The sequence below is a fragment of the Methylobacterium sp. J-048 genome (genome assembly GCF_022829515.1).
Taxonomy (GTDB): Bacteria; Pseudomonadota; Alphaproteobacteria; order Rhizobiales; family Beijerinckiaceae; genus Methylobacterium.
This window is the reverse complement of the sequence record NZ_JAKSYL010000223.1, coordinates 100,490-126,695: the sequence shown is the minus strand read 5'-3', so window position 1 is coordinate 126,695 and position 26,206 is coordinate 100,490. Positions and strand designations below refer to the sequence as shown.

The following is a 26,206-nucleotide window of genomic DNA, read 5'->3' as shown; positions in this document are numbered from 1 at the left end:
CTAAAAAATTCAACCGTAACGCCACATCATCAATGGCAAAATATAGACGTAGAAGTTCTTCAGTTTCTTCATGGAATGATTTAAAATTCTTGGGAATTTGTGCGACCGAATGTGTCATTCGGAACGTCTCGACTGGCATGTTCAGAGATGATGCGATAGTTTTCAAGCGCTCAGCAGCTGCCGAAGAGACAGAGCCTTTGGGTTTAGGGCTAGTCTCGCCAAGGCATTGAGACGCAGCTTTGCAAGCCTTCCTGCCCATGATGCTCCTCGGCTATCGATCCTGCCGGCATCTGGCCCATAAGTCCCACTGGTTGCAAGCATAAACTAAATTGCAATCGACACGGGTGCATGGCCTCAGCTAAGCCTGATTGTGCGCGGCCGATGATGTCGGTCCTGAGGAGGCGCACTGGATGCCCAAGCGGACCGCCCCAAAGAACCTGGCCCGTCCTCAGGAATTGCGAACCAGCCTTGTCGCTTCGGGGGTCGTCGGCACTTGGGAGTGGGACCTTCTAAACCGCTGCGTGTACTATGATGAGGAAGCTGCGGCTCTGCACACGGGTGACCGTAGCCTCGCCGGCCATCCCGTGAGGGGGCACGCAGCGATCGCCAACGTCCATCCTGCAGATCGCGAGTGGATGATGCGCGACATGATCCTTGAGACGCTAAGCGGTGGCCTGTTTTTGACCGAGTATCGGGTTGTATGCCCGGACTTAGGCATACGCTGGCTCCTTTGCCGAGGTCGGATCTATCGTGGGGAAGATGGGCGACCCCTACGCTGTCGAGGCATCATGATCGACATCACTGAGAGCCGGGAGGCCGGTGACGCGGGTGAGGGGTATGTCGCCCGCCCTGCCGTGCACGAGGAGAACGCGATCATCCAAGCCGCAGACCGCTGTTTAGAGGCCCGTGAGGCGATCTTGCAGCACGGCTCGCCGCTCCTTCGGCAAAAGATGGATGAGTTGCTCTTGGCGATTGGTCAAGAACTCGCACTTTTGCAGGACGACGAGCGGCCCTCGAACCTGCATTGACGGAGATGATTAGCTCAGCTGATAACCACAGATAGTAATACACTTTGCAGTCAGTTGCTAACCGCTGACCCATGTACTCCGCCGTTACTCCTTATCAGCGGCTGATGCAGGCACCCGGAGCGCTGACGATCATGCTCGGAACGATAGAAGCTTGTGCCTTGCCCTGTGCACCTAATCCGGGCCATCGCGGCCGTGCGGCCCTCGATCATGCTTCCAGTCTGCAAGAGAGTATTTAGCTCGACAGATGCGTCACTTTAGCCGATACATGCGGTCGTAAGTCGCGTTTATTAGCATAATTTTTTATGAAAACTAATTTGTGATGAGGAGTGTCCAATAAAAAAATGAAAGTATGCCGCAATGATCGAAGATATTCAGAATGTCGGCTCGAATTTGGCTGAGCTTACCGGCGAAATCGTCTCCGCTTACGTCACGAAGAATTCAGTCCCCGCCGTCGAGCTTCCGAAGCTGATCGAGAGCATCCACACGGCCCTCAATGCTCTGAAGCCGGGCGGCCTAGTGCCGGCGTCCGAGGTTGAGAAGCCGAGCGACGCCCAGATCCGCAAGTCGATCCGCCCCGACGGGATCGTCAGCTTCATCGACGGCAAGACCTACAAGACGCTCAAGCGTCACCTCACCAGCCGCGGCCTCGACCCGCGGGGCTACCGCGAGCAGTATGGCTTGCCGGCTGACTACCCGATGGTCGCCCCAAGCTATGCCGAAAAGCGGTCGGCTCTCGCGAAGGCGATTGGCCTTGGGCGCCCTGGTGGTCAAGCCGAGCGTCAACTGAGGAAGCGGAAAGCAGCATGATCAGACAGGCCGGGACTGGCCGCCGCGATGCTGCAGCTCGCACGGCCCGACCGAGCCTATGATCACACGCTGCCGTGGTCTACCGTGAGCCTGCTTGCAGCGTCGGCCAGCGAGGGCATCAAATTCGTCGGACGCGATCTGCTTCCTCACCCGCAACGGCCTCGACGGCGGCGATAACATTCTCCAGCTCAGCAACCTGGCGCAGGGCGCTTCCGGCCGGCAGCCCATCGTGTTCGGCCATCGCCAGAATGAGCGTGCGCTGATGCGCCTTTAGGCGTTCGAGGAGGGCGTTGAGCTTGTCGGACATCGGCGGGCTGTAGAGGCCCCGCAATAGCCTCGCAATGCTATCCGTCGCTCAGCCTCGGTGGCGCTCGTGCCGCCACAGCGCAACAGCGACACGCCGAGCTTCATAGGTCTGCCGGAGCGATGTCCCGAGTTCTCCCTGGCCCTCAGGAGCGTAGGCGTAGGTCAGGACCCCATCCGGCCCGTAGTTCCGGCGCATCTCTGCACGCCAGACGCTATCGGCGGCCGCGAGGGCCGACTCCGTCAGGGCGAGGCGATCAGGGTTGGACGAGGGCTGGGCGTGCATCTGGTTCAACGTGCCGATCAGACGGGAGGGTCCGTCTCGACATACGCCACCGCCCGCCACCTTAAACCTATGCCCGCGCAGCACGGCCAGACCTACGACCCGCGAACCTGGCCTCGCACCCCCGCGCCGCGCAGCATCCCTTAGAATTTGCCCGGGTCGAACATCTACCGCGCCTGCTGCAGCGAAATCGGTCGGCCCCGGCCCTGCCAGCGACGCCGAAGCGACCCGCCTTCAGATCGTTCGCATAAGGGCACGCTCCGGAACCAGACGCGCCGTGACGTTCCGAGGTCGTCTGCGAGCCATTGTGCGTCCTGGGGAGGTCCGCTTCCAAGTCGTCGATGAGGCAGAGGCCTATGACCGGGATGGGTGGTTTCCTGCCCATCCGCTTCCAGAGAGCGGATGCATCGAAGGAGACATAGCCGCGGGGACCGCTCACGACCCTTTGCAGAAGCTGGGAACGTCCCCTTGCTGGCCGCTCAGTAGGGCAAGGATTAACGACCGGCACGGGTGGTTTAGGGACCTCCGTTGAAGGGAGGCTTGCGGCCTCAGCGTCGGGCCACGGCGCGTTCAAGCCGGGCGATCGTATCCTTCGTGATAGCCCTGCCATGGCCGAAGCAGACCGCCTGTGGTGCGAGAGAGGCAAGCTTGCGCTGGCTATGCCGCCCCTCCGCCTCGTCCTCAAAGCCTACCGGATCGTCGAGGCCGAGGTTGTTCATGAACACGTCCCCGGCGATGAGCAGCCGCTGTCCTTGCCACAGAAATCCAACCTGACCCGCGCAATGGCCAGGGAGGTGAACGGCCCGCAGCCCACCTGCGAGCGGCAGCGTCTCCCCATCGGCGATGTGCTGGTCGATGCGGAAAGGCTCCATGCGCTCGTCGGGCTTCCACACGAGGCGGAACAGGATGGACGGCAGCAAGCCCCGTCCTGGCGTCATCGGCCGGAACGGACCGCCGCTCTCGGCAAGCTGTACATCGGCTGCGTGCATGTATGTCCGTGCGCCGGTCGCCTGCACGAGCGCAGCGGCGCTGCCGATGTGATCAGGGTGGCCGTGCGTGAAGACGAGGTGCTTCAGGTCGCTGGGCTTGTGCCCAAGCTTGCTCATCGCGTGAAGCACGAGGTCAGCCTTACCGGGGAACCCCGCATCGATGAGGACGAGATCTCCCTCAGCGTCGAGCAGCACCGCGTTGGCGTTGCCCATCGGCACGAGGTAGGCGCCGTCGATGATCTTCTTGAACGCCACGATCAGATCCGCTTGCCGCCCTCGTTCTTAGCTTAGCAGGCACGGTCCGAGAAGGATCGGATGCGGTACGTCCGCTTCGCGCCGGATGACCAACGTCCGAAAGCCACCCCGAGGTGAAGTTGCCGAGCGGCTGACGAACGTCCGCTTTGTGGATACGCCGACAGCGCTTCCGGCGACCGGGTTGGGTCGACAGCGGAATGACCGCTCTGAGTGGATTTGCGACGGTCAACTTCCGGGCGGCAACGCATGAAAGCGGACGTCTCCCCGCGCTCGCTGGTGACCCTTTGCGGCCGAAACCTGTCCGAGCGATAACGAGCACTGCGTTCGGAGACCGTGGCATGTCCTTCCTGTCACATATTCATGTGGGCGTGTCGGATCTGCAGAGAGCTCATGACTTCTACGGGCCGCTGCTACGTGAGCTGGGCCTCCAAATCCGCAACATCGAACTGGCGGACGGATGGATCGCTTGGAAGCCCAGGGATGCTGAGCGCCCCTTGTTCATCGTCGGCTGGCCCTGGAACAAGCAGCACCTCGACCCAGGCAACGGGCCTATGACGGCGTTCTTGGCGCAGTCACGTGAAATGGTTGACCGCTGCCATGCCTTGGCGCTGGCTAACGGAGGGGAGGACGAGGGACGGCCTGGGCTTCGGTCGAACTATCACCCGAACTACTACGGAGCCTACTTCCGCGATCCGGACGGCAACAAGTTATGTGTGGTCTGCCACGAGCCGGGCTGAAAAGTCATTGTTGGTTTTGACGCGATCCTTCTCCGCCCTTGACCGCTTCCGCCAGACCATGACCTCATCCGCATCATGGAAACGCTTGCAAATCCGGCCGAACGCGCTCGCTCCTCCGGCTCCGGTCACCCACCGGAAAGCGGCTTTGCGGCTCTGACGCCAGAACTGGACGTCAGCGACCTTGATGCGAGCTTGCGGTTCTGGTGCGACCTGCTCGGCTTCAGGATCGCTTTTGATCGACCGGCTGCGCGCTTCGCCTACATAGAACGGGGCGGCGCTCAAATCATGCTTTGTCAGCACAATGGTCGCTGGCTGACGGGTGCCCTGGATCGTCCCTACGGACGTGGGGTGAACTTTCAAATCATGGTCGACAGGCTAGGACCGATCCTTGCAACGCTCGACCGCGCGCAGTGGCCGCTGTTCGAAGAGCCGAGGGAGGCTTGGTATCGGACAGGTCCGGTGGAGGGCGGCCAGCGGGAGTTCCTCGTTCAAGACCCTGACGGGTATCTGGTCCGCCTCGCCGAGCAACTCGGGCAGAGGCAACCGGAGTAGCACCCGTTGCACACCCCGAGCCGAAGTCGCTGGGCGGCTGACGAGCGACCGCTTCTGGGAAGCGCCCCAGGGCACTCCAAGCGGCCGGGTTGGGTCGGTAGCAGGCCGTCCGCATACGCCCTCCATCTCCAGAGCCTCGGTTCGGGTGTCTCCTCGCCTTGTCGGCAAAGGGCCGGCGAGGAGACAGACGATGGGACACTCTGCACACGATCCGGCCACGAAAGGGCGACCGGCCTGGAACGCCGGCCGCAAGCTTGGCGCCAAACGCGCCCTCAAACCTCAGCAGGTCTGGGCCATCCGGTTCTGGCTCGACCGCGAACGACGTTTACGCGACCGCGCGATGTTCGATCTTGCCATCGACAGCAAACTGCGCGGCTGCGACATCGTCAAGCTGAAGATCGGCGACTTCGTCAGCGGGGGGCGCGTCCGTAGCCGGGCCATCGTCATCCAGCAAAAGACCGGCCGACCGGTGCAGTTCGAATTGCTAGAACCCGCCCGTACCAGCATCCTGGCCTGGCTGGAGGCCAGAGGCGGAACGCTCGACGACTATACCTTCCCGAGCAGGCTCGACAGCGTCACGCATATCAGCACCCGGCAGTATGCGCGCCTGGTCGATGAGTGGGTCACAGGCATCGGGCTGCGAAGCGAGGACTACGGGACCCATTCCCTGCGCCGGACGAAGGCGTCGTTGATCTACAAGCGGACCGGCAACCTGCGTGCTGTCCAAATTCTGCACGGCCATACCAAGATCGAGAGCACGGTCAGGTACCTCGGTGTTGACGTCGAGGATGCACTGATCCTGGCCGAGGGGACTGAAATTTGAGCGCTTGGCCCCTCGGCTCCAGTGTCGAGGGGCTTCAGAACCAGCCAGACAGCAGTGCGCCCATCTCGGCCATTCAATGGCGTTTGGCGGCTTCTCCGAAGCGGACATCAGCTCAAGCCTGATAAAAGGCCTGGATCTTACCGCTTCCGGCCTATTGCATGAAGCCAACAGAATGGCCGCTCGTCACACAGTATCGGCTCTTGGCGCAAAGAATGGATGAGTACGACGCGCCCGCTTGACTCAAGCTGACTTCGCTCGCTGACAAGCTCGTCTCATTAGCCCGCTCTCGATGCAGTCGTCGGCCTTGAACTGTTACCGCAAGCGGGCCCGGAGGCGGCCGCTTCAACTATATCACCCTCCCTGCGCCTGCCATAACGGTTCCCGCAGGCAGCGACCGGTCACGATCAAGACGTCGGAAGTATCAGCGCCGAAATTCGCCATCAAGAAGCGGGGCCGAGCGGGTTTAGCTGTTGAGACCGGGCCGCTCGGCCCCTATCGAAGCATGGACCCTGGGAAGGATTTGCACTTCGATCCTGTGTGCGCCGTGGCCATGGGCGGCCTGCGGCGCGTAAGCGTGTCCGTTCAGCCCTTGCGCACCAGCGGCGTCACGACAGGCGCAGCGGCGGGCGGCGTGTAGAGCGGAACGATGAACCGGATGAAGCCGTCGGTTGAGTAGTTGTCGCGTGTCCGGCCCAACGCGTTCGTGTACTGCGCGCCGGTAACCACGTCGCGAGCGACATAGGCTTGAACGGTGAAAGCCTTGAAATCGTAGCCGACGAGGCCGCCGACGGCGAAGCGACCACGGTTATTGTACGCCGCGCTGAACTGGCTGATGTCGAAGTTGTAGGTGCCGTAGGCGATGGGACCGATCTCGAAGTTGCCGAACTTCTTGGTAGCGGTCAGATCTAGCAGGATCGCGTCCGAGAGGCGGATCGGGCCTATGGCGGCGCCGACCGGACCGCCGAAGCGGCCGGGTGTGTCGTAGACGTTCCCCGTTAAGTTGGCGGTGATGTTCCAGCCGTCTCCGGTGTAACTGCCCGCAACGCCGAAGCGATAGGTGTTCGAGGAGAACTGCGGCAGCACTGGCGTACCGCTCAGACCGGTGCCGAGCGAGCCGCGGCCAGCATCGAGGTCGTTCAGGTGAACGCCGCCCAGGAAGCTCACGCCGAAGTTGCCGCCGAGATCGAACGCCCAGATGCCGGCCAGCAAGGTACCGACGTTGACCGAGATGTCCTTGTTACGCTGGCCGGCGCCATTACGCGTAAAGGCGAAGACCGTGGGCTGAGCGACGAGCGCCTCGATGCGGCCGCCGAGCGGCGTCAGCGGCGTCGACCAGAGCAGAAACGGGACGTTGATCGCGGTGTCGGGCGAGAACGGCTGATCGGTGCGGCGATAGACGAACGTGTCGACCGCGTAGAGGCCCTCGGGCAGCGGCGCACCGGCGGCGAGGCCGACCTGCTCGCCTGGAACTGTGGTCGACTGCGCGAAGGCCGCGGTCGCACTCAAAGCGACGGTCGCGGCTCCCGCGAGCGTCGCCGTGATCCTGTTCACCATCCTCAATCCCCTTTTTGCCGGACGCGGGCCAAGCGCTCCCGTCCGTCGAGCGGCGTCGACGCAGGTATCGGTCGGTTGTGTTGTTGGACCGCACGGTCTTGATTGTATGGAAACACGATCAATTTGTACGCATTTCCTATGACTTCATGAGTGTGCCACGTTATTACTTTGAGTCTACTGTCAAATTCGTGATTGAGGCGCGAAGATCTGCCCATGTTGCAACAAAAACACATAGGGGAGGTGAGGGCTCTATCGACCGAGTGACAAAAGCCATGCGCCTCCCGAGCTGCTCGGGACGTGAGCAAACAAGGCCTCTGCGCGAGCGGTTGTGTGACGTGCAACTGCGCCCGCGACGTTGACGACCGCGACCCGCAATGCGAGCGACTACCGTGGCTTATCATTCGGCACGATGGGTCTGGACCTCGGCAAGAAGCTTGCCATCTGCTGATCTGCAGAGCAGGGCACGATGGTGGCAGGTCGCCCCCTGTCGTAAGGCGAGGATCCTGACGACGAGGTCGCCACTGACCTCGATACTTGAATGGAAGACGGCCCGTCGCCGCTGGGTTGCGTACAGCGGTCTTCTCTTGCCGAAAAGACGTCATTCAGCGCGATCAACCGCCGCAATGAAAGTGCTGAAGCATAGAAGTCCTGCGCCGTTGAAGTCGGCATGAGGACAGGTCTCAATGGCAATGGATCCTAAATCCAACTCGCCGAGATTGTCGTGCGGTGATTTTTGTCCGCTTTGTCCCGAGTTCTGCGGTGCGTTCTTGATCAAGGTCGAGAATTTTCCTCGATCACCGATCCTGACCCGGAGGATGGAAGCGTTGACGTTCTCAGCCTGGCGCCTCACGAACACGGAGGTCATGCTTACGTCCGCGACTAGCTGATCGTGGCACGCCATGATGTAGCGGCTGACGACCCGTGTCTCCGATAGATGCGTGACCGTCGAGTGAACGGCTAATGCTTCGTTCTCTCTCACGATGCCAAGATTGCCTCCGTTTAAGTCAATCTCTCGAAACGCAGCATAGACAGGCGGCTCGCCCGCAGTGCCAAATCCGGTGGCCGAATTGTCCAGGGCTTTGGCAATCAAATTCCGATGTCGATGTCCTAAATCTTTTTCAGAGCCAGACTTCCGAAAGCCCGTTTGGGCAAAGATGTGTCATGCCCAGAATGTAATGGCTTACATCCGTTATAGGCGAACCAACCCCGTACGGTCTCATGTGCAAGCTCAACGACCTTCTCCTGGCGAGAGAGCGAGGTCGGGTGGCTGAACTCATTGAAGGCTCAGCGACCCACCTTTGTTGAATGTGTTTTCGAGACATGGACGATGCCTCGCTTGCCTTGTTCAAACCGCGAATTTTAGGGCGAACCGCTCAACTCCAAGGCGCTTCTGGATCGCCTGCACGACGTACTCGGCGTCGCGGCCGACCGCACCGAACCGGCCTGAGCCCCAGGTGTTCAGCCAGGGCAGGCCGATGAAGTAAACCCCGTCCTCCTTCGTGACGCCGCGCTTGTGCTTAGGGCTGCCAGCACCGTTGAACACGGAGGCGTCCAACCAGCGGAAGTCAGGGGTGAAGCCGATGCACCAGACGATGCTGGTGATGCCGGACCCTTCGAGCGCGAGGCTGGTCACCGGCTCGCTCGGCTCCCAGACGGGCGTGTAGTGCTCCTGCGCTGGCGCCTCGACGCCATTCTCAGCGATGTACTTGTCGATGGCCGCGTTGATGCCGTTGTAGGTCCGGTCGGCCTGATCGAGCGAGCGCTTGAGGTTGTCGCAGAAGCGGAACGCATCGTCGATGTAGTCTTCCAGCACGCCGTAGAGCGCCATGCCTTCGGTAGCGAAGCGGCGTAGGTCGATGTCGCGGCCCCCGTCACGGCCAGTCACGTAGTGGTTGGTGTTGTCGCGAACGCCGTCGCGCAGGGGATGGTTGTCGACGGTCATCTCGTAGTAGCCCATGTCGGCGAGCCACGTGACGACGTCGCGTCCGCGATAGAAGCGGGCGCAGCGCGGCGCATCGCCCACGGCCAGGTGCACCGTGCGGCCGGCGAGGTGCAGGTCCTCGGCGATCTGCGCGCCGGACTGACCCGAGCCGACCACCAGCACCTCGCCTTCAGGCAGTTGGGCCGAGTTGCGGTACTGGTTCGAGTGGATCTGCGTGATCGCGGCCGGCAGCTTCTCGGCCATGCGCGGGATGATCGGGGTGTGGTAGCCGCCAGAGGCCACGACGACCTCGTTTGCCGTGTAGTCGCCGTCCGAGGTCTGGACCGAGAAGATGCCATCGTCGCGCCGTTCGACACGGGTGACCGCGACCCCTTCGCGGATCGGCGGGTTCACCTTGGCCACGAAGGCCTTGAGGTAGGCAACGATCTCGTCCTTCTTCATGAACCCGTCCGGATCCGGGCCATCGTAGCGATGAGCCGGCAGGTCGCATTGCCAGTTCGGCGTGACGAGGCAGAACGTGTCCCAGCGCTGGCTCGCCCAGGTATGCGCTGCGGTCTCCTTCTCGAAGAGAAGATGGTCGATCCCACTCTGCTTGAGGTGGTAGCTGACCGAGAGGCCGGCCTGGCCCGCGCCGACGATGGCGACGGGGACGTGACGGGGGGGAGAGGTCATGGCTCTGGCTCCGTGGGTGTCCGGGTGTCGTGGTTCAGGGTTCGAAGGACTCGACGGTGACTTTGCCGTCGGAAGCTTGCCGCTTCGCGGCGGCCTCGATGCGGGCGAGCTGGTCCAGGGCCGACGAGCACGCGAAGCCGTACTTCTCCCGCACCCGATCGCTGGCGATGGTGAGGGCCGTGCGCGTCTTCTCGACGAAGTCGTCGAGGGCATAGCTCTCGCCCGGCGTGAGGAAGTCCTTCACGACGAGGGAGGGCGAGTAGCAGGCCTCACGCCGCCCATCGGGCCAGCGGACGTGGAAGTGCATCTCAGGCATGGATCGGCTCCCGTTCGACGCGGGCGCATGCCGCGTAGGTAGCGAGGTGACGCTCGGCGCAGGCGCGCCAGGAATGGGCGGCGGCCCGGGCCGCACCGGCAGCGCGTAGGCTTGCGCGCGTCATCGGTGCCAGGGCGGCCGTCATGGCGTCGGCGATGTCACGGGGATCGCCCGGATCGACGAAGAGGGCGTCGTCGCTCTGGAGGTACTCGGTGAAGGGCGGCATGCGAGAGACGATTGCCGGGGTGCCGCAGGCCATCGCCTCCAGCACGCAGAGGCCGAAGCCCTCCTTCCAGGAAGGAAAGGCGAGAACGTCCGCTCGGCGATAGAAGGCCGGCATTTCGTCCTGGGAGACCGGACCGGTAGCGATCACCGCCTCGCCGCGCCCGACCGCAAGCCCGCATGCGCTTAGTGTGGCGCGGCAGCGGGCGTCGTAGGATGCGTGGTCGAGGAGCGATGCGCCGCCTACGACCACGAGTTGCGCCTGCCGGTGGCGCCGACGCAGGAGCGCGAAAGCCTCGATGATCCCGGCCGTGTTCTTGCGCTCCTCGAAGCCGCCAACGCTCAGAACGATCGGCCCGACACCGATGCCCCAGCGCTCCCGCACGATCGCGTCGACCTCGGTCGGTGCCTCTCGGTAGATTGACAGGTCCACTCCGTTGCCAACAACGCCGATCTTCGTACCGAAACCGTCCTCGATCCGGTCAGCCCACGCGCGGCTGACACTGAGCAGGCGCGTAGCCTCTTGAATCGAGCGATCCTGCCACTCCGCGAGCAACGGGTCGGAGAAGCTGTCGACATGGTGGATCGTGCGAACGAAGCCCGGGATAAGGCGGCGGTGCTTGAGCGTCGCGAGGGCGTTGCCACCGATGCCACAATGGGCATGAAAGACGTCGAAGTCACAGGCGGCGGGCGACGCGAAGTGGCGCAGGAAATCGTCGATGCGAGCCCGCACGAGTTCGACCGTCGTGCCGGCGATCGGCTTTGCGGCCACCGATACCGTCGGGCAAGCGGCAGCGCGAAAGAAGCCGCGCCCGGACGGGTCAGGTGCGTGGACCACCGCTTCATGCCCGAGCGTGCACAGCGCCTCGGCCAGCGCGAGGCAATGCGCGACCCCGCCCCGAGGGTTCGTGGAGTGGGTGAGGATGGCGATGCGCAGGGCCGTCATGAGGCGGCCCCCGCTCTATCCTGGCCACAGCCGATCAGCGGACCGGCGACGAAGTCCCAGACCACGGCCTCGTCCCCTGCGCCGCCACGGACCCAGGCGACCCGGCTCGCGTCAAGGCGCCCGATCCCGGCGGCAGCGATCCCGCGCTCGGCGAAGCGCGCGAGCACAGACGGCGTGCGGTCGGGACGCACGCTGAGGAGATAGCCGAAGCTCGGGAAGGCGGTCAGCCAGCGGTCGAGCGGGACGCCGGGGGGGCGCGGGATCGCGTCGAGGTCGATGACGCCGCCGACCCCCGAGCATTCGAGCAGCATCAGCGCCGTGCCGACGACACCCGCCATGCTGATGTCCTTGGCCGACCGGCACAGTCCGTCCTCCGCGAGCCCCGGCAGCAGCGCGAGATCGTCGCGCAGGCGCTCGCCCGGACTGCCGGTAGAGGCGTCCCAGTACGGGTGTGGCTCTCGGAAGCGGCCGCGCAGGTCGATCGCCGCGACGAGGTCGTCGCCCGGTGCCGCGTCGAAGCTCGTCAGGAGGTGCGGTCCAGCTCGGCCGAGCACTGCGACCGCGAGGTTGCCGGAGGTGGCGCGGGTATTGGTGTGACCGCCCACAACGGGGACGCCGTAGAGCGCAGCGGCGTCGGACAGGCCGGCCAGGATCGGGTCCGCCCCCGCCGCGTCCTGGCTCCACAGCGCATCGACGACGGCGAGCGGGCGCCCGCCCATGGCGGCGATGTCGCTCAGGTTGACCATAATCCCGCAATAGCCAGCGAAGTAGGGGTCGGCCGCGACGAAGCCGTCGAGGAAGCCCTCGATGGCGAACAGCAGGTGGCCCCCGCCGTCGGGAATGGCGGCGCAATCGTCGCCGACCGGCACCGCCGCGTGCCGGCTTCCTACCCCGAGCCGCGCGACCACGGCGTCGATGTCGCGCTTGTGGGCAACCCCGCGCGCCTCGCGGATCTGACAGGCCAGGGATTCGATGTCGAAACCGACCGTCATCACGCGGCCTTAAGGAAGGTGACGAGCCCATGCTCGGGGTCGTGCATCGGCGGGTAGGCCGCGAGGTCCGCCTGCATCAGGTGATGGAGCCGCCCGTGCAGGTCCACCGTATCGAGGCTCGCCCAGTGCAGGGCCTGGAACAGCGGTACGTTCCGCTCTTGCACGTGGGCCAGGAAACGGGTGCAACCACTTGCGTGGGCCGAGGAGACGGCGACCTGGATCAGCCCGGCACCTAGAGCGGCCGTGCCGCGGAAGGGCTTGGCGACGGCAAGGCGTGAGCCCCACCACTCTCCGGGCCGCTCGGCCACCTCATGGATGCGGACCGTGCCGACGACAGCGTCCGCGTCAGCACCCAACGTCGAGAGGGCACAGATCGGGATGGCGTGCGCGTCGATGGCGTCGCGATCATCGTCCGCGAAAATGCCCTGCTCCGTGCAGAAAACCTGGCGGCGCAGGGCCGCGCAGGCGCGACGCTCCCAGGGGGCGACTGCGAACTTCACGTGGAAGTGGCTCGGCCTGTACGGCGGGACGGGTTCGAGGATCATGCCGCTACCCCGGCGCGCTCGTAGGTGGAGAGCGCCGAGCAGGCGCCACAACGGCCGCAGCCGGCCTTGATGTCGGTCGAGCGCAGGTCCGCCCCAGCCAGCATGTCGGCGAGTGGCTGCAGGATGTCGTGCATGAAGTCGGGGCCTGGCGCCGGGTGGCTCTCCAGCGGGGTGCCGGAGATCGGCACGAACGGCACCACGAACGGGTAGACGCCCATCCCGATCAGGCGCTCGGCCATCGTCAGGATGGCCTCTGGCGTGTCGCCCAGGCCGGCCAGGATGTAGGTCGAGACCTGCCCGCGCCCGAAGACCGGAACGGCGGCTTCGAAGGCTTCATAGTACCGCTCCAAAGGCACCGCCGCCTTGCCGGGCATGATCCTGGCCCGCACCTCCGGCGTGACCGCTTCGAGATGCATGCCGAGCGCGTCGATCCCGGAAGCCTTCATGCGCTCGAACCAGCGGTCATCGTCTGGCGGCTCGCACTGAGCCTGGATCGGCAGGTCGACCGCCGCCTTCACGGCGAAGGCGCTCTCGCACAGCACGGCGGCGCCCCGGTCGGTGGCGTTCGGCGTGCCAGTGGTCATCACCATGTGCTTCACGCCGTCGAGCAGCACGGCGGCGCGGGCGACCTCGGCCAGCTGCTCCGGGCTCTTGTGCGCTACGGTACGCCCAGCGGCGAGGGACTGGCCGATGGAGCAGAACTGGCAGGTCTTGGTGCGGCTGGCGTAGCGAATGCAGGTCTGGAGCACGGTGGTGGCGAGCACGTCCCGCCCGTGCAGCACGGCGATCTTCGAGTAGGGCACGCCGTCGAAGGTCGAGAGCGCGTAGAAGCGCGGCTTGCCCGGGAAGGTCGCTTGGCCGATCACGACGCCCTCGTGCTCGATCACCGACACGCCGTCCGCGTCCGGCCGGCGCACGAGGAAGGGCGAGTCGAAGGCGCTCTCGGTGTGGACCGGCACCATCACGGTCCGGCCCGCGATGGTCATGGCCTTGTGGTCCGACGGACCGGCCCCGCCGCGGCGGCTCGGCGCCCCGGCGCGGCTGTCGGCGAGCCTAACCCCGTAGGACTGCAACGCGTTGATCAGGCGCTCCGTCGGCATCCCGACCAGGCCCGCCACGGCCAGCGGGTAGAAGGGTTGATTCGTCAGAAGCGGGCTGCTGCTCATGGTCGAGGCTCCGGGAGGCGGTCTGCGAACGGGCCGGCTGCTGCACGAACGAGGCCGGACGGTCGTCGTGGAGGAGGCTGAGGAGCTCGGGCCGGGCGTAATGGCCGACCGAGTCCATCATGCGCTTGCGCTTGGTCACCAGCGCCAGGTCCATGTCGGCGATCAGGATGCCCTCGCCGGGCCCCAGCGGCTCGGCGAGGTGCTTGCCCTCGGGCGAGACGATGGCGGTGCAGTTGCCGCCCCGGCAGGCCCCGCGCAGGCGCTCGTCCGGGCAGACCTGCGCGACCTGCTCGTCGGTGAGCCAGCCGGTGGCGTTGACCACGAAACAGGCCGCCTCCAGGGCGTGGTGGCGGATCGTCACCTCCATCTGGTCGGCGAAGATCTGGCCGACGAGCGAGCCCGGGAACTGGGCCGCGTGGATCTCCTCGTGGCGCGCCATGAGGGCGTAGCGGGCGAGCGGGTTGTAGTGCTCCCAGCAGGCGAGCGCGCCGACGCGGCCCACCGCCGTCTCCACCACGGCAAGGCCGGCACCGTCGCCCTGACCCCAGATCATGCGCTCATGATAGGTCGGGGTGATCTTGCGGCGCTTGAGCCTCAGCGAGCCGTCGGCATCGAAGATCAGCTGCGCGTTGTACAGCGAGCCGTGGTCGCGCTCGTTCACGCCCAGCACGATCACGACGCCGTGCCGGCGCGCGGCCGCCGCGACTGCCTGGGTCACGGGTCCGGGCACGGTCGGCGCCCGCTCGTAGAGCTTCAGGTGTTCCGCCCCCTGCATCGCCGGCGGCAGCACAAAGGAAAAGTAGGGGTAGTAGGGGACGAAGGTCTCGGGAAAGACCATGAACCGCGCGCCCTTGGCAGCGGCCTCGTCGACGGCGTTGAGCACGCGCTCCAGGGTGCCGTCCGGCCGGTCGAGGTCCGGCGCGATCTGGACGGCGGCGGCCCGCACGATCCGAGTCTCTGACATGGATGATCCTCCGGCTGGAACGGCGGCCGCATCACGCGCGGCCGCCGGATGCACTGCGCGGCCGGTCAGACGGTCCAGGTGTCGATGATCACCGCGTTGTCGCGCTTGTGCAGAAGGATGCAGTCGAGCACGTCGAGCGGGTTGATCATGCGGATGCCTTCGATGAAGGCGGCCTCGCCGTGGCCGTAGAGGGCCTGAGTGGAGAACCGGCAGGCGTAGACCTTGCCGCCCTCAGCCATGAACTTCTCAAGCTGGTTGTTGAAGTTGAGGTGGCCCGGGAAGGCCTCGTCGCCGAGCCGCGGGAAGCCGCGCTGGACACCCAGCGTGATGCCCGGGCCGTAGAGCAGGATCGAGGTCTCGAAGCCCTTGCGCTGGAGGCGGGTGGCCTGGAGCAGGTTGACGAGGCCGATGGAGCCCTCGAACGCGACGGTGTGGAAGGTGACGAGCGCCTTCTGGCCCGGCTCGGCCTTCACATCCTCGAAGACCTTTTCCTCGTAGTCGACCAGGAAGTCGCCCTTCTTGTGGTGTTCGCGGTTCACGGCAGGCATTTGTTTCGCTCCTCGAAGGACCGGACCGCGACAGGCGAAGCTATCGATGGTCACATGCCATCCATGGCAAGCGGTGTGCCAGACGCCGTCGATCAATGAACCGATCAATCCTCGCTAGGGAGATGAATACAATTTTGCGATCAATAAGGTCGACGAAGATCTCGTCAGCCCCTGGGGCGACGCTCGAACAGATAGCACAATGCGACTATTTTCTAGTCATCAAATGCACATTTGAGGCTCAGAGATTGATCGTATTGTATGGATGACGTGAGCTCGGTTCCTGAGGTAACGTCGCGGTACGACGCTTGCTAGCCATACAATCAGACATTGATCGCATGTTGGTGGCGAAGGTGCGGAGCGGATGAAGGCGACTGAACGAGTGGGGCGAGCCAGCGGCGATAATCTGGCCCTCGGGACCTGGACACCGGACCTGAAGCGCTGGGGTAAGCCGCACTACCTCGCAATCGCGGAGGCGCTGGCGGACGACATCCGCACGGGGCGTTTGACGCCTGGTACGCGCCTGCCGACCCAGCGCGCGCTCGCCGAAGCGCTCGACCTGAACTTCACAACCGTGTCTCGCGGCTATGTCGAGGCGCACAAGCGCGGCCTGATCGAGGGGCGGGTCGGCCAGGGCACCTTCGTGTTCGATCCGGCCCGCTCTGCCCGTTCAGGCGGGAGCGCCAGCGCGCCGCGGGTTGGGCCGGTCGACTTCACCATGAACCTGCCGCCCGAGCCCGACACGCCGGCCCTGCAAGCGCGCATGCAAGCCTCGTTCGCCGAGCTGTCCGGTGACCTCGCTAACCTGCTGCGCTATCAGGGCTTCGGCGGGACCGATGACGACAAGGAAGCGGCTCTGCGATGGCTGAAGGGCCGCGGGATAGACACGACGCGAGAGCGTCTGCTGATCTGCCCGGGCGCGCACAGTGCCCTGTTCAGCGTGCTGGGCCAGGTAGCCCGGCGGGGGGACACCATCTGCGCCGAGCGTATCACTTATCCTGGCATTCGCGCGCTCGCGGCGCATCTGGGACTGCGTCTCGTCGACTTGCCGATGGACCGGCACGGGGTCGACCCCGACGCGTTCGCTGCCGCCTGCACGAAGGTCGCGCCGAAAGCGATCTACCTGAATCCCCTGCTGCAGAACCCGACCACGGCGAGCCTACCCCGAGCCCGACGGGAGGCGATCATCGCGGTGGCGCGGCGCTATGCCGTCAGCATCATTGAGGATGATGCCTACGCGCGCATCTGCCCGGCGCCGCCACCCAGCTTCGCCGAGTTGGCGCCGGAGATTACCTATTACGTGGCCGGCCTGGCGAAGTGCCTGGGAGCCGGGCTTCGCCTCGCTTTCCTGGTGGCCCCGAGTGCCCGCACAGCCCTTCCGCTCGCAGGCTCCCTGCGCGCAGCGACCGTCATGGCATCGCCGATCTCGACTACGCTGGCGACGCGCTGGATCATGGACGGTACAGCGGACGCCATCGTGCAGTTCGTCCGGGAGGAATCCGCCGCTCGCCAACGCATCGTGGCAGCGTTGCTTCCGACCGGGACCTACACCGCCGACCCGCACGGCTTCCACGTCTGGATCACGCTACCGGAGGGCTGGACGCGCTCGGCTTTCGCCAGCCAAGGGCGGTCTGCGGGCCTGGGCGTCGTCGGCAGCGACCCGTTCTGCGTGGCGGGGACGCCGCCTGAGGCAGTGCGCCTCTGTCTCGGCGGACCCGCGACCCGGCAGCAGATCACGCACGGCCTCGAGGTGCTTGCCCACGCGCTCGAAGGCTCACCGGCTCTTGCCTCGACCTACATTTGAGCCACGCTCCACTGACTTGAGTGAACAGCTTGAGCCCCTGATCGCGCTCGTGGCTACCTTCTTCGACCTGGGCTAGGTCGGATCGCGAGTGGAGGCGCCGGGCCGCGCGATGCGTCCTTCCTCGGCTTTGCGGATGTACTGTTCGGCGACGAGCCAGCCCTTGAAGAACCGAAGCGGCACCGTGCAGGCAATCAGCACGATGGGCAACGTCGTGACGGCATGTACCCACAGGGGCGGCGAGTAGGTGAGTTCGAGCCAAATACCGAATGCCGTCGCAGGAACTGCAGCCGTCATCATAACGAAGAAGGCCGGGCCATCGGCCGGGTCGGCGAACCCGTAATCCAGGCCACACACATCGCAGCGGGGTGCAAGGTTGAGGAATCCGTCAAACAAATGGCCTCGTCCGCAACGCGGGCATCGGCTTCGCATCGCCACCCCGATGGGTGACTGCTCGGCATAGGATGGTTCAGCCATGCGGGCTTCTCTCCGATGGTGCAACGCGCCGGCGCCGGCAGCGATGCGCAGCATCGCGATGTCTCCGTACAAGGCCCGCGTTAGCGCGCGACGAGCAGGATGATTACGGTTGCGTAAGCGGCGGCCAGGAAGCAGTCCCGTGCCGCATGCTCGAAGCCGGCAGGAGTCAAGAACCGCGCCGTCGCGAAGGAGAGCATGGCCATCGCGATGGTAGCCCCCTGTGCAAGGGCGAACCTCATCCCCTCACCATCCGGCTTCGAACTTTGCCAACATGGAACGCCCAACTCTGGTGAGGGAAGCGGCCGGAGTCAAAGGACGCTACGTAAGCCCGCTTTCAGCCAAGCCCTCAGGACGCCGGCGCCGAACCCAAGCGAGAGGACGCTCCGGCCCACAGCGAGGCGAACCACACCAAGCGGCGCCATAGCGGAGCTTCGTATTGAGGAGCGGAGGTGGCACCCATCAGTGATACCACACGGCGTCGACCTACCCGCAGACGACCCAATACGAGTAGGCCAGGATGACTGGGATCAGGACGGACGCGCCGACCAGCAGTAAGACTGAGCTCGAATACGGTGCCGCGGCCTCACAGATTGTGATCCGGCCCAGGACGCCGTCGGCGGCCGCATGGCTAAATCATCGAGCTGCCCGTTCAGAATGCAGCCGTATTACAGCAATTGCGTACCTGTATTAAAGCGGCGTCCGGAATGATCCAGGCTCGATGTCTGCGTCGAATCATTTGTAACTAGTAACTGAGCCGTAACAAAGGTCTGCTTCTTGGCTTCCAACGCCGAAAGCGGACGGGTCGCTCTCGGCCAGATTAGGTCATCCGCGGCCCCTCAGACTGCCGGCAAGCAGACGTTCCGAAAGTCAGAGAAGGGTCGGAAGCGGATGCCCCAGGCGATAGCCCAGACGGCAACGATAGCACCCGCGTAGTGACCGCGCTGGAGCGGTTGGTGGATGAACGCGGGCCAGCGGGACTGCAGTAAAAAGCGGTGCGGCTACTGCCCACTGCCGCCCTAGGTCTACGGTTCAGGCGCTGTGGGTGCCTCTGCATCCCCACCAGGATTAGGGCTCGCCTCCCGGGCTGGCGTTCGGGTCGATCCAGTCGCCGTACCCGGGGCAGGCGCCGACGCCTCCCAGTGGGCGACAGCCACACCGATCAAAATGAGGATGAGACCGATGGAGAACAGCCAGCGAGCCATGGCGCGGCAACGGGATTATGGCACGTTGGTTTAGGCGGTAGGCCGGGCCGCCCAGGCGGACCCGGCCGAGGGCGACCACATCATCCGGTGCGTAATCCGGGCATCAGATCAGCCGGCCGAACCGATCGTTTTATCCGCCATCGAGCCGGACCATTGCCCGCCTGATGGCCAAGGCCAAGGAGGCCGCCAGGACAGCCGAGGCTGCCCGGGTCCTGCGCGGGCAGGTTCAGCCCGGGCTCAAGCCGCCGGCGGGGAGGTTGTTCGCCGCCGACCTCGATGCCCTAGTGCTGCGCGGTCCGACCGGCGGCCTTGGCACGAGCGAGCGCGTGATGCACACGCTTATGCCCCTGGCGGTTGGCGGTCGGCACCTTCCCACGGTGCTGATGGCGGCCGGCGGATGGTCGGATAAGGCGGCGTTGCGCGAAGCCCTCGCTGGGTTGGCACCGAAGCTCGACGCGATCGGCTTGAGGATCTGCCGCCGCAAGGCGAGACTGCGAATACGAAAGAACGCATTGCCCACTTTGCCTTCGGCTGTTGAAGCGCAAACCCGAGATATTAAGGGTATGAATAGGTAATTTGCCTATTTTGAGCCAACAGTGGTAGTGAGCGTGCCCGACAATTGAATTGACGGACGCATGACGCCGGCTGATCTCGATAGGCGCGCTGAACTGACCATCTGGCCGAGCCATTATCCGGCTCAGGTTGCGAAGGAGTATACGTTCGCGACCTTGCGAGAGGCATTAGCCGCCGCCGCTCGAGCCATAGACGCCGAGAACGCGCAGCCCTGGATCATCACGGAGGACGGTGACATTCTCTCGCCCCGCTGGATCAGAGCCAACACAGGATCAAGCCGTCTGCAATAATGGGCCGTGAGCCGGCGCTTGCGGTGTCCAGTTCCCCCGCACTGCGCCGACCCTCACGCGGCTGCCCGGCCAAGGCATCACGGGCGAGCCCCAGGGAACTGGCCCGGTTGCGCCTGTCGTCGCGTGCCCGCCTGCAACAGTGCCGTGTGGTGTCGCGAACACCTCGGGCACATCAGCAGGGGGAAGCGCTGCTGTAGCAGGCGTGTGCCTGCTTGTCCCCGATCACGCCATCAGCACCGTGCGTGCCCCCAGCCGTTCGGCCTCGGCCTGCCATGCATCGCGTTCGGTCCGCATGGCCTCTACGAGCGCGTGCATGTTCCCGGCGTCGATCGCGGTCTCGACCAGCATGTCAGGGACCGAGGCCAGTTGCTCGCGCAGCTCAGCGTTCTCGGCAGTGAGCGCCAGCAGCACAGCGGCCACGATATCGCTCATCCGAGGCTCTGCCCCGCATCGAGGGGCCGCATGTCGCCGTGCGGAGGCCTCGCCTCAACCGTGTCCGAGCGGCCAAGATCGCCAGGGCGGCGGCTCGGCCGGCCAAGGCTCAGACATGCAAGCCGGATAGATCAATGCCGGCGAGATGCGTGGGGAAGGCATTCTGGCAGGCGCGCAGGAATTGCACGACCGCCTCGTCTACGACGTGTTGCCTGCCGTTGTGCTCGACCAGGATCCGCTGTGGCCCGAACGTCCCCTCCCCGAAACCAGCGAAGCCCGGGCCGAACCCAAAGGGTCGGCTAAGGGTCTCATCACCCGGCGTGAACTGGGCCTTCTTGGGATCGTCACGGCCGCAGTGTTTTGTGCCGTTGCAGATGCCTTCCACGATGTTGAAGGCATCGGGGCACAGCGCAATGATTTCATCCTGGATGCGGTTGTACTCTGCGTCCCGGGCGGGCCGGGCGGCTAGGGAGGCGGTGCGCATCACGTAATCCATCACGTGGTATGCTGAGATGGCCGAGAGGTAGGCCAGTCGCCGATCGTTGGGTGCGCGCAGGTAATCCAGCAGGGTCGGGAGCACTACGGTCTCGATGTACTCGCTGGGCACCATGCTGACCCCCGTTCGCCATACCGTTTGGCTGCATGATGCCACGGCATGGCCACGGGCGGTGTACGACCCGCGCACGATTCTCACCGACCCGCGCGGCTGGGGTGGCCCGCTGCCCCCCGGCAGCATTTGGTCGGTCTCGCTGGCCGCGCGGGCCCCGGATTGAGCTCCAACCCCCAAGAGCCTGGACCGGCCGCGGGCCTTTCCCGCGGCTCAAGCGGCCGGGCTAGGCGACTGCACCCCGCACCGCAGGCCGCGTGGGGCGCTGCGCACGTGCAACGGGCCCCTGCGCCGGCCTAAATCGGTCTGCAGCCCCCTTAGATCTAACGCCGGTATCCGTGCCCACCGCAAATTGCGAGGCTATACCCAGATCAGCCCGGGCGCTGCGGGGCAGGCGCAGACGCAGCCAGCTGGCCCACTCGCTGCTGGCGATCGTGATGCGGTTGGTGTCGTTGCGGAAGCCGGTCACGCGCCGGGTCTCGATGGCCACCAGGCCCACCAGGGCGGCCTGGCGCATCGCCCGGCGCACGGTGGTGGTGCTGACGCCGGCCAGGGCCGCGATGTGCCCCACAGCCAGCGTGCAGCGCCCTTTGGTGGCGATCTCCTTGCCCACCACCGCCAGCACCGCCTGCTCGCCCTGGGTAAAAGATGCGGCCAGCTTGGGGGGCAGAAACCCGGCCGCCGCCCAGTGCCGGCGCCTGGCCTTGCTCTCCGGGGTGCGGGGCCGTGATCCGATGCGGGAGTGCGCGCGGGCAGGCGCTGTCCCCTCCCGTCGCGGGGGAGGGGCAGCTGCGGATACCGCTTGGGCAACTACCAGCGCCAGGGGCTGCGCCCTGGTGGGTACTGCCTGCGCTACGCGCCGGTGGACGGCCAGCAGGCCATCCAGCTGCTCGTACTCATCATCCGTCAGGCCGCCAGCGCCGTATGCCTGCGCGATCGCCGACATCACTGTGGCGAGCTTGTTCGGCGCGGCCGCCTCAACGGCGGCGCGCAGTTGCAAATAGACGAGCGACATTGATCACGCACCTCGGGGTGCGCGGCAGCGCCCGCGCGCTTGGCGCGGCGCGGGCATCCAGGCGAGCAGAACCGATGGCAGAACGGGCGCTCTGCCTTGACCCTTGGTGGGGCACGTGAGACTGTCGGATTGCGAGAGCCGCTGGTCTCTTGAGATCGGTTGACGGCCCCTCAGTTTGGCGACTGGGGGGCCGTTGCTTTTCGGGGGTCTACCGCGGGGGCTACATCTCCTGCGCGAGTTGCACAGGCCCTTGGCGTAGCGTCTGCCGGCGCGTGGCTCAAGACCGTCCATGTATCCGAGCGCGGCTAGTCTTGCCGACGCCGACCAGAAGGCGTCGGATACTGACCACAACGATCATCGTGAAGTCAGGCCGCCGGAACGATGGCCCCCGGTGATGTCGGTGACTATCAAGGCATGCGGCAGGCGGCCCGGCCCCTGGAGGGCCCGGGCCGCGCCTTAAGATCCTGACTGGCATCATCGCTTGGTTGAACCGTCCCGCGCGGCGCGGCATGGCGGTAAGAGCACCGGCCTACGCCTTTGGTAGGAGTGTCGGCATCTACTCCGATGTGGTCCGATGGTACGTCGCTCCGGCCTCGCCAATGCCGAGACCGAACGGCGGACGGGCTGGCCCTTCATGGGGGCCGGCCCGTACCGTTTGCTGGCGAGGGTGCCTTAAGCGTCTAGCGGATTGATACGGTGGCCGCGCATTTGGTGCCGCACCAGGGCCAGCAAGGCACCCTGCAACGGGTTCGGCGCCCCGGTGATGGCCTCCCTTATAGCGATGTCCAACGCGGCCTCTATCGAGTAACGGGGCGCATCAGACTCGGTCTGCATCAAGTACGCGATCCCCTTGTGTAGGATCCGCAACTGATCGTCGGTTTCGATTGGATCGCGGGCCGTGCCGTTCAGGATCTCGATAAAATCGAGCATCGGCTGATCCTCGTCACCGCAATAATTTCCGGCATCCAAATCGGCCAGCAGTTCTAACGTTACATCCAGCCTTTTATGCAAATCCATAACAATGGTACTCCCTCGTACAGTCTCAGTGTCGGTTTAACAGCCTGCACTTACCGCACTATGGATATTATCGATAACTATCCGATCAAGTCAACAACGAAAATCCTGTAATGTTATAAACATGATCCGTGTTTATGGCACATGAAGTAAGACAGATCGCGACAGCAGATCTAAAATCAAGATAGACTAATAATAACTTGATTAGTGTGCAACATATGCGCAGCGCATATTTTTTGGGTCACGGGCGACAAACACGAAGCATGGACATGCCATCGTGGTGCCTGGGCTCGTGGGGGGCATCCCGCACAAAAGCGTGATCCTGAGACCGCGCCTTCCAGCACGGCTTCGTTAACGACCCACATTCACCCTGACCTTGGCCGTCGATCCGGCGGCCGCACCGGGCAGCCCCGGTGGATGCGGCTCCGCGCAGCAACAGCGCGCGGAGCCGCCTGCACATCGTGAAGGTCGGATGATGCGTGGATATCTAAAGACTGTCGGCACGGCCGCCCTGGCCACAGTTGTCCTGTGCGGAGCCCAGCCAGCTGCGCAGGCCCGTGACGGCATCGGCGTCGGTGGTGCCGCTGCACTCGGCCTGCTCGGGGGCGTCGTCGCCGGCAGCGCGATCGCCTCGGCGAACAACGGCTACTATCCCGGCCGCCCGGTCTACCGCGCGCCGGCCCCGGTCTACGTTGAGGAAGAGGTGGGCCCGGTCTGCCACTTCGAGCGCCGCGGCTACATCGACCCGTACGGCGATGAGCACATTCGTCGCGTCCGCGTCTGCCAGTAAGCTGAGACCAGGCGCCGGGCGTTCGCTTTTCGTACCTGGTGTGCTTAAGGCGTAGCAGCCAGTGCATCGCGGCTCAGCTACGGTGCGAGCGTCTCCTTGAGGCGCTCCCCATGCTTATCCCCACGCTCACCATCCGCCGCTCTATCCTCGTCGCGCTCATGCTGGTCAGCCTTTTGGTGCTGGCAGACAGCGCGGCTCACAACGAGTTGCAGAGGGCTATGGGCGACATGGCTTTTGTCATGTCGGGTGGTGCGTCCGGTGAATAACTGGGCGGCACAGATCCAGGGCTTGGCCCTGGTTCTCGCCCTCGCGGGTATCGGGCCGGCCTCAGCCCTGGCGGCCGAGCCGGCCGACCTGCCAGCCATGGAGAAAGCTTGGCACAGCTGAGTGCGCGAGGCGTACGACCGGCAGCCAGAGATAGGCAGCCGATCCGGCCGGGAGCGGAACGCCCTGGACGATTGCAAGGCCCACGAGGATCAATATGTGGCCGCCCTGATGGCGGCTCGCCCCGAGAACGCCGATATGTCCGTTCACGGCTGGGCACGGACTTGGGCAGCGTACGTCGCCTTCGTGGTCGATCCGGTGAAGGCCTGGATCGAGGTGCTGCGGCGCTGATCTGCACCAACATCATCACGTACCAGCCGCAATAACAGGCCGTGGGCTGGCGCCCCGCGGTGTCCAGTTCCCCCGCATGCGCCAACCCTCACGCGATCGCCCGGCCAAGGCTTCAAGGGCGAGGCGCAAGGAACTGGCCCGCACATCACCTGTCATCGCGTGTCCACCCGCAACAGCACCGTGTGGTGTCGCGAACGCCTCGGGCACATCAGCGGGGGAAGCGCTGCTTTAGCAGGTGCCTGGGCAGAAAAAAGGCCACCCCCGAAGGAGCGGCCCGAAGTCTTGGGAGGAAACGCCCTTGGGAGGGCTGCAGGACCGCGACGCCGTCGCCGTCCCACAGCATCGACCTATGCACCTAAAGTGCAGCGAACAACCGCCCGTAGGTTGTGGCCCGCGCATAAGTGGTACTGTTTCAGCTCTCAGGTGCGCTTCCACACCATGGCTGGATGCGGCCCGCCATCATCAGGCGTGCGCCACCGGCAGCTCGCCCACCTGGGTGGTGTAGCGCGGCGTGCGCATCTCGAACTTGGTGTTCCACCCCCGCTTGGCCACCAGCCCCGCCCGGGCGGGCACCACGGCCCCGCGGCCCCAGCGCGCGTTGCAGGCATCCATGGTCGCTATGTGCTGCTTGCCAGCTCCAGATCCAACTGGCTGATTGGCGCCAGCGTCAGGTAATCCAGTCCGTGCAACTCGTGGATGGTGCGCTCGTCCATCACTGCCATTCCCCTGATCCCGGCCTCGGGGCGAGGTCGATCGAGTCTGCGATGAGGTGCCCATTGGGCTAAAGCCGCCGGCCAGGCGGCTCTGCACCGTGGGTCCGGCCGCCATGCTCCCAATCAGCCTTCTTGGCGCTGTAGGCTGCGGGGGGCTCTCCTGCGTACCCAGGAGGTCCTAGTAGGCCGGGGACGGCATCCCGTGCCGTCCCTAATGGCCGGCCGGTGGGACGATGAGGCAGCGCTACGGGCTGCCCTGGAGGCCCTCAGGCCGAAGCTAAGCGCGATTGGCTTGAGGGTTTGTCGGCGGAAAGCGGGGTGGCGGTTGGCTCGGGTGCGGGCTTCCTAACCTCGTAGGGGCCGATGGGCGGCGCGCAACACCTCAGAAAAGCAAGGGCGCTCAATCCTCGCTGTCTCCGTTCGCCTCCGCGTCCATGAGGTAGGTTCGGATGCCGGGCGATTCGTCGAACTGGCGCCGCGGCCACTGAGGAAGCAACCTTTCGAGAAGGAGACGATAGCGGCTCAGGCCTCTGCGTACCTGCACAATGTCGTCGTACAACTTGTCCAAATCCGCGATCGTTTCAGTCTTGAAGCTGAAATCTAATTTGTGATCAGCTGTGAGGTGGATGCGGTGAAAGTCGCCATCCGGGTTTCGTCCCCATGGATCGTGGACGACACGGTTTCGCTTTGCCGCGATGCTCGACACCTGGTCCTTTAACTCCCGTGTTGCTTTCAAAAGCTCTGGCGGCGCATCGCGCAACGCTAACAAAGACATTAGCGCGCGGAAGCGTGGGCCTGGACCAATCATCTGAGCGGTCAAGCATGCCCCAATTTTTCGCTCGACGTTCATTAGAAGCCATAGCGTTTCGCTAAGAGCGAACTCGACATCAGAATACATACTGGCGACCCGCCCAATCGCCTTTACCAGCCCATCAAATTCTGGATTGTAATACTTCGGCGTTGACATTTCCGTGCTTTCCCTTTTCAGACAACTTAGAGGCTACGAGGAATCCGCACCGAAGTGGCGGGCGCGCAA

General features: G+C 64.7%; 31 protein-coding genes and 3 pseudogenes. 13 read left to right on the top strand and 21 right to left on the bottom strand.

The features are described from left to right. Positions 1–410: 410 nt before the first annotated feature. From MKL09_RS32395 to MKL09_RS22035, 3 genes and pseudogenes are all read left to right on the top strand, one after another. Positions 411–779, top strand: a pseudogene (locus MKL09_RS32395) (PAS domain-containing protein); the annotation flags it as partial. Between the two features lie 9 nt (positions 780–788). Next, positions 789–1,028, top strand: a complete 240-nt coding sequence (locus MKL09_RS22040) for a hypothetical protein (RefSeq protein WP_244023704.1) — start codon at positions 789–791, stop codon at positions 1,026–1,028. A 357-nt stretch (positions 1,029–1,385) separates the two neighbouring features. Continuing rightward, a complete protein-coding gene (locus MKL09_RS22035) occupies positions 1,386–1,835 on the top strand; it encodes a MucR family transcriptional regulator (protein WP_244023702.1) in 450 nt (149 codons plus the stop codon). Positions 1,836–1,953: 118 nt separating this feature from the next. Here the strand turns inward: MKL09_RS22035 and MKL09_RS22030 are convergent, their stop codons facing one another. Further along, positions 1,954–2,142 carry a hypothetical protein gene (locus MKL09_RS22030; protein ID WP_244023700.1) on the bottom strand — a complete coding sequence of 63 codons (189 nt, stop codon included), beginning with the start codon at positions 2,140–2,142 and terminating at the stop codon, positions 1,954–1,956. Positions 2,143–2,969: 827 nt separating this feature from the next. Continuing rightward, positions 2,970–3,665, bottom strand: coding sequence for an MBL fold metallo-hydrolase (locus MKL09_RS22025; protein ID WP_244023698.1), 696 nt, complete (start codon positions 3,663–3,665; stop codon positions 2,970–2,972). Between the two features lie 338 nt (positions 3,666–4,003). Between MKL09_RS22025 and MKL09_RS22020 the strand changes: the two genes are divergently transcribed. The 3 genes from MKL09_RS22020 (at position 4,004) to MKL09_RS22010 (ending at position 5,777) form a co-directional block, all read left to right on the top strand. Beyond that, positions 4,004–4,402, top strand: coding sequence for a VOC family protein (locus MKL09_RS22020; RefSeq protein ID WP_244023696.1), 399 nt, complete (start codon positions 4,004–4,006; stop codon positions 4,400–4,402). Positions 4,403–4,477: 75 nt separating this feature from the next. After that, on the top strand, positions 4,478–4,954 hold the full coding sequence (locus MKL09_RS22015) for a bleomycin resistance protein (protein WP_244023694.1): 477 nt from the start codon (positions 4,478–4,480) through the stop codon (positions 4,952–4,954). A gap of 190 nt (positions 4,955–5,144) precedes the next feature. After that, positions 5,145–5,777: a tyrosine-type recombinase/integrase gene (locus MKL09_RS22010; RefSeq protein WP_244023692.1), complete on the top strand. Its 633-nt coding sequence runs from the start codon at positions 5,145–5,147 to the stop codon at positions 5,775–5,777. 582 nt (positions 5,778–6,359) lie between these two features. Here MKL09_RS22010 and MKL09_RS22005 read toward each other — a convergent pair. From MKL09_RS22005 to MKL09_RS21960, 10 genes are all read right to left on the bottom strand, one after another. Then, positions 6,360–7,331, bottom strand: a complete 972-nt coding sequence (locus MKL09_RS22005; RefSeq protein WP_244023690.1) for a transporter — start codon at positions 7,329–7,331, stop codon at positions 6,360–6,362. Positions 7,332–7,929: 598 nt separating this feature from the next. Further along, a complete protein-coding gene (locus MKL09_RS22000; RefSeq protein ID WP_244023688.1) occupies positions 7,930–8,421 on the bottom strand; it encodes a Pnap_2097 family protein in 492 nt (163 codons plus the stop codon). 255 nt (positions 8,422–8,676) lie between these two features. Then, on the bottom strand, positions 8,677–9,945 hold the full coding sequence (locus MKL09_RS21995) for an MSMEG_0569 family flavin-dependent oxidoreductase (RefSeq protein WP_244023686.1): 1,269 nt from the start codon (positions 9,943–9,945) through the stop codon (positions 8,677–8,679). A 34-nt stretch (positions 9,946–9,979) separates the two neighbouring features. Next, on the bottom strand, positions 9,980–10,261 hold the full coding sequence (locus MKL09_RS21990) for an MSMEG_0570 family nitrogen starvation response protein (protein ID WP_244023684.1): 282 nt from the start codon (positions 10,259–10,261) through the stop codon (positions 9,980–9,982). After that, positions 10,254–11,429 carry an MSMEG_0565 family glycosyltransferase gene (locus MKL09_RS21985; RefSeq protein ID WP_244023682.1) on the bottom strand — a complete coding sequence of 392 codons (1,176 nt, stop codon included), beginning with the start codon at positions 11,427–11,429 and terminating at the stop codon, positions 10,254–10,256. Before MKL09_RS21985 ends, MKL09_RS21990 begins: the two co-directional genes overlap by 8 nt. Continuing rightward, positions 11,426–12,421 (bottom strand): sll0787 family AIR synthase-like protein, encoded by a 996-nt coding sequence (locus MKL09_RS21980; RefSeq protein WP_244023680.1) that lies wholly within the window; start codon positions 12,419–12,421, stop codon positions 11,426–11,428. Before MKL09_RS21980 ends, MKL09_RS21985 begins: the two co-directional genes overlap by 4 nt. Further along, complete coding sequence (locus tag MKL09_RS21975) at positions 12,421–12,966, bottom strand: MSMEG_0567/Sll0786 family nitrogen starvation N-acetyltransferase (RefSeq protein WP_244023679.1); 546 nt, start codon at positions 12,964–12,966, stop codon at positions 12,421–12,423. Before MKL09_RS21975 ends, MKL09_RS21980 begins: the two co-directional genes overlap by 1 nt. Continuing rightward, the gene (locus tag MKL09_RS21970; protein ID WP_244023724.1) at positions 12,963–14,066 is read right to left on the bottom strand and encodes an MSMEG_0568 family radical SAM protein; all 1,104 of its coding nucleotides are present in this window, start codon (positions 14,064–14,066) and stop codon (positions 12,963–12,965) included. The genes MKL09_RS21975 and MKL09_RS21970 overlap by 4 nt, the downstream gene beginning before the upstream one ends. Continuing rightward, the gene (locus MKL09_RS21965; RefSeq protein WP_244023676.1) at positions 14,020–15,096 is read right to left on the bottom strand and encodes a Nit6803 family nitrilase; all 1,077 of its coding nucleotides are present in this window, start codon (positions 15,094–15,096) and stop codon (positions 14,020–14,022) included. The genes MKL09_RS21970 and MKL09_RS21965 overlap by 47 nt, the downstream gene beginning before the upstream one ends. Positions 15,097–15,161: 65 nt before the next feature. Further along, on the bottom strand, positions 15,162–15,644 hold the full coding sequence (locus MKL09_RS21960) for an MSMEG_0572/Sll0783 family nitrogen starvation response protein (RefSeq protein ID WP_007558304.1): 483 nt from the start codon (positions 15,642–15,644) through the stop codon (positions 15,162–15,164). Between the two features lie 361 nt (positions 15,645–16,005). Between MKL09_RS21960 and MKL09_RS21955 the strand changes: the two genes are divergently transcribed. Further along, complete coding sequence (locus MKL09_RS21955; RefSeq protein ID WP_244023674.1) at positions 16,006–17,445, top strand: PLP-dependent aminotransferase family protein; 1,440 nt, start codon at positions 16,006–16,008, stop codon at positions 17,443–17,445. Between the two features lie 72 nt (positions 17,446–17,517). Here the strand turns inward: MKL09_RS21955 and MKL09_RS21950 are convergent, their stop codons facing one another. The 3 genes and pseudogenes from MKL09_RS21950 to MKL09_RS21940 form a co-directional block, all read right to left on the bottom strand. Continuing rightward, positions 17,518–17,919 (bottom strand): DUF983 domain-containing protein, encoded by a 402-nt coding sequence (locus tag MKL09_RS21950; protein ID WP_244023722.1) that lies wholly within the window; start codon positions 17,917–17,919, stop codon positions 17,518–17,520. Between the two features lie 80 nt (positions 17,920–17,999). After that, positions 18,000–18,158 carry a hypothetical protein gene (locus MKL09_RS21945; protein WP_244023672.1) on the bottom strand — a complete coding sequence of 53 codons (159 nt, stop codon included), beginning with the start codon at positions 18,156–18,158 and terminating at the stop codon, positions 18,000–18,002. 244 nt (positions 18,159–18,402) lie between these two features. Beyond that, positions 18,403–18,534, bottom strand: a pseudogene (locus MKL09_RS21940) (ubiquinol oxidase subunit II); the annotation flags it as partial. A 751-nt stretch (positions 18,535–19,285) separates the two neighbouring features. Between MKL09_RS21940 and MKL09_RS21935 the strand changes: the two are divergent. After that, on the top strand, positions 19,286–19,696 hold the full coding sequence (locus MKL09_RS21935) for a hypothetical protein (RefSeq protein WP_244023670.1): 411 nt from the start codon (positions 19,286–19,288) through the stop codon (positions 19,694–19,696). Positions 19,697–19,756: 60 nt separating this feature from the next. Continuing rightward, a complete protein-coding gene (locus tag MKL09_RS21930; RefSeq protein ID WP_244023668.1) occupies positions 19,757–19,984 on the top strand; it encodes a hypothetical protein in 228 nt (75 codons plus the stop codon). Positions 19,985–20,206: 222 nt separating this feature from the next. On the opposite strand, the gene MKL09_RS21925 is transcribed toward MKL09_RS21930, so the two are convergent. The 4 genes from MKL09_RS21925 to MKL09_RS21910 form a co-directional block, all read right to left on the bottom strand. After that, a complete protein-coding gene (locus tag MKL09_RS21925) occupies positions 20,207–20,416 on the bottom strand; it encodes a hypothetical protein (RefSeq protein ID WP_244023666.1) in 210 nt (69 codons plus the stop codon). Positions 20,417–20,525: 109 nt separating this feature from the next. After that, complete coding sequence (locus MKL09_RS21920; RefSeq protein WP_244023664.1) at positions 20,526–21,026, bottom strand: hypothetical protein; 501 nt, start codon at positions 21,024–21,026, stop codon at positions 20,526–20,528. A 223-nt stretch (positions 21,027–21,249) separates the two neighbouring features. Next, the gene (locus MKL09_RS21915; RefSeq protein ID WP_244023661.1) at positions 21,250–22,038 is read right to left on the bottom strand and encodes a hypothetical protein; all 789 of its coding nucleotides are present in this window, start codon (positions 22,036–22,038) and stop codon (positions 21,250–21,252) included. Between the two features lie 672 nt (positions 22,039–22,710). Beyond that, the gene (locus MKL09_RS21910; protein ID WP_244023659.1) at positions 22,711–23,055 is read right to left on the bottom strand and encodes a hypothetical protein; all 345 of its coding nucleotides are present in this window, start codon (positions 23,053–23,055) and stop codon (positions 22,711–22,713) included. Positions 23,056–23,527: 472 nt separating this feature from the next. On the opposite strand from MKL09_RS21910, the gene MKL09_RS21905 reads away from it, so the two are divergent. From MKL09_RS21905 to MKL09_RS32080, 4 genes are all read left to right on the top strand, one after another. After that, positions 23,528–23,842 (top strand): hypothetical protein, encoded by a 315-nt coding sequence (locus tag MKL09_RS21905; protein ID WP_244023720.1) that lies wholly within the window; start codon positions 23,528–23,530, stop codon positions 23,840–23,842. A gap of 110 nt (positions 23,843–23,952) precedes the next feature. Continuing rightward, positions 23,953–24,108 carry a hypothetical protein gene (locus MKL09_RS21900; protein ID WP_244023658.1) on the top strand — a complete coding sequence of 52 codons (156 nt, stop codon included), beginning with the start codon at positions 23,953–23,955 and terminating at the stop codon, positions 24,106–24,108. After that, positions 24,101–24,229 carry a hypothetical protein gene (locus tag MKL09_RS32085; RefSeq protein ID WP_279606048.1) on the top strand — a complete coding sequence of 43 codons (129 nt, stop codon included), beginning with the start codon at positions 24,101–24,103 and terminating at the stop codon, positions 24,227–24,229. Before MKL09_RS21900 ends, MKL09_RS32085 begins: the two co-directional genes overlap by 8 nt. Before the next feature lie 96 nt (positions 24,230–24,325). Next, complete coding sequence (locus MKL09_RS32080) at positions 24,326–24,457, top strand: hypothetical protein (RefSeq protein WP_279606047.1); 132 nt, start codon at positions 24,326–24,328, stop codon at positions 24,455–24,457. Positions 24,458–24,919: 462 nt separating this feature from the next. On the opposite strand, the pseudogene MKL09_RS21895 reads toward MKL09_RS32080, so the two are convergent. After that, positions 24,920–25,078, bottom strand: a pseudogene (locus tag MKL09_RS21895) (DUF4113 domain-containing protein); the annotation flags it as partial. Between the two features lie 492 nt (positions 25,079–25,570). Continuing rightward, complete coding sequence (locus MKL09_RS21890; RefSeq protein WP_244023656.1) at positions 25,571–26,137, bottom strand: hypothetical protein; 567 nt, start codon at positions 26,135–26,137, stop codon at positions 25,571–25,573. Between the last annotated feature and the right edge of the window lie 69 nt (positions 26,138–26,206).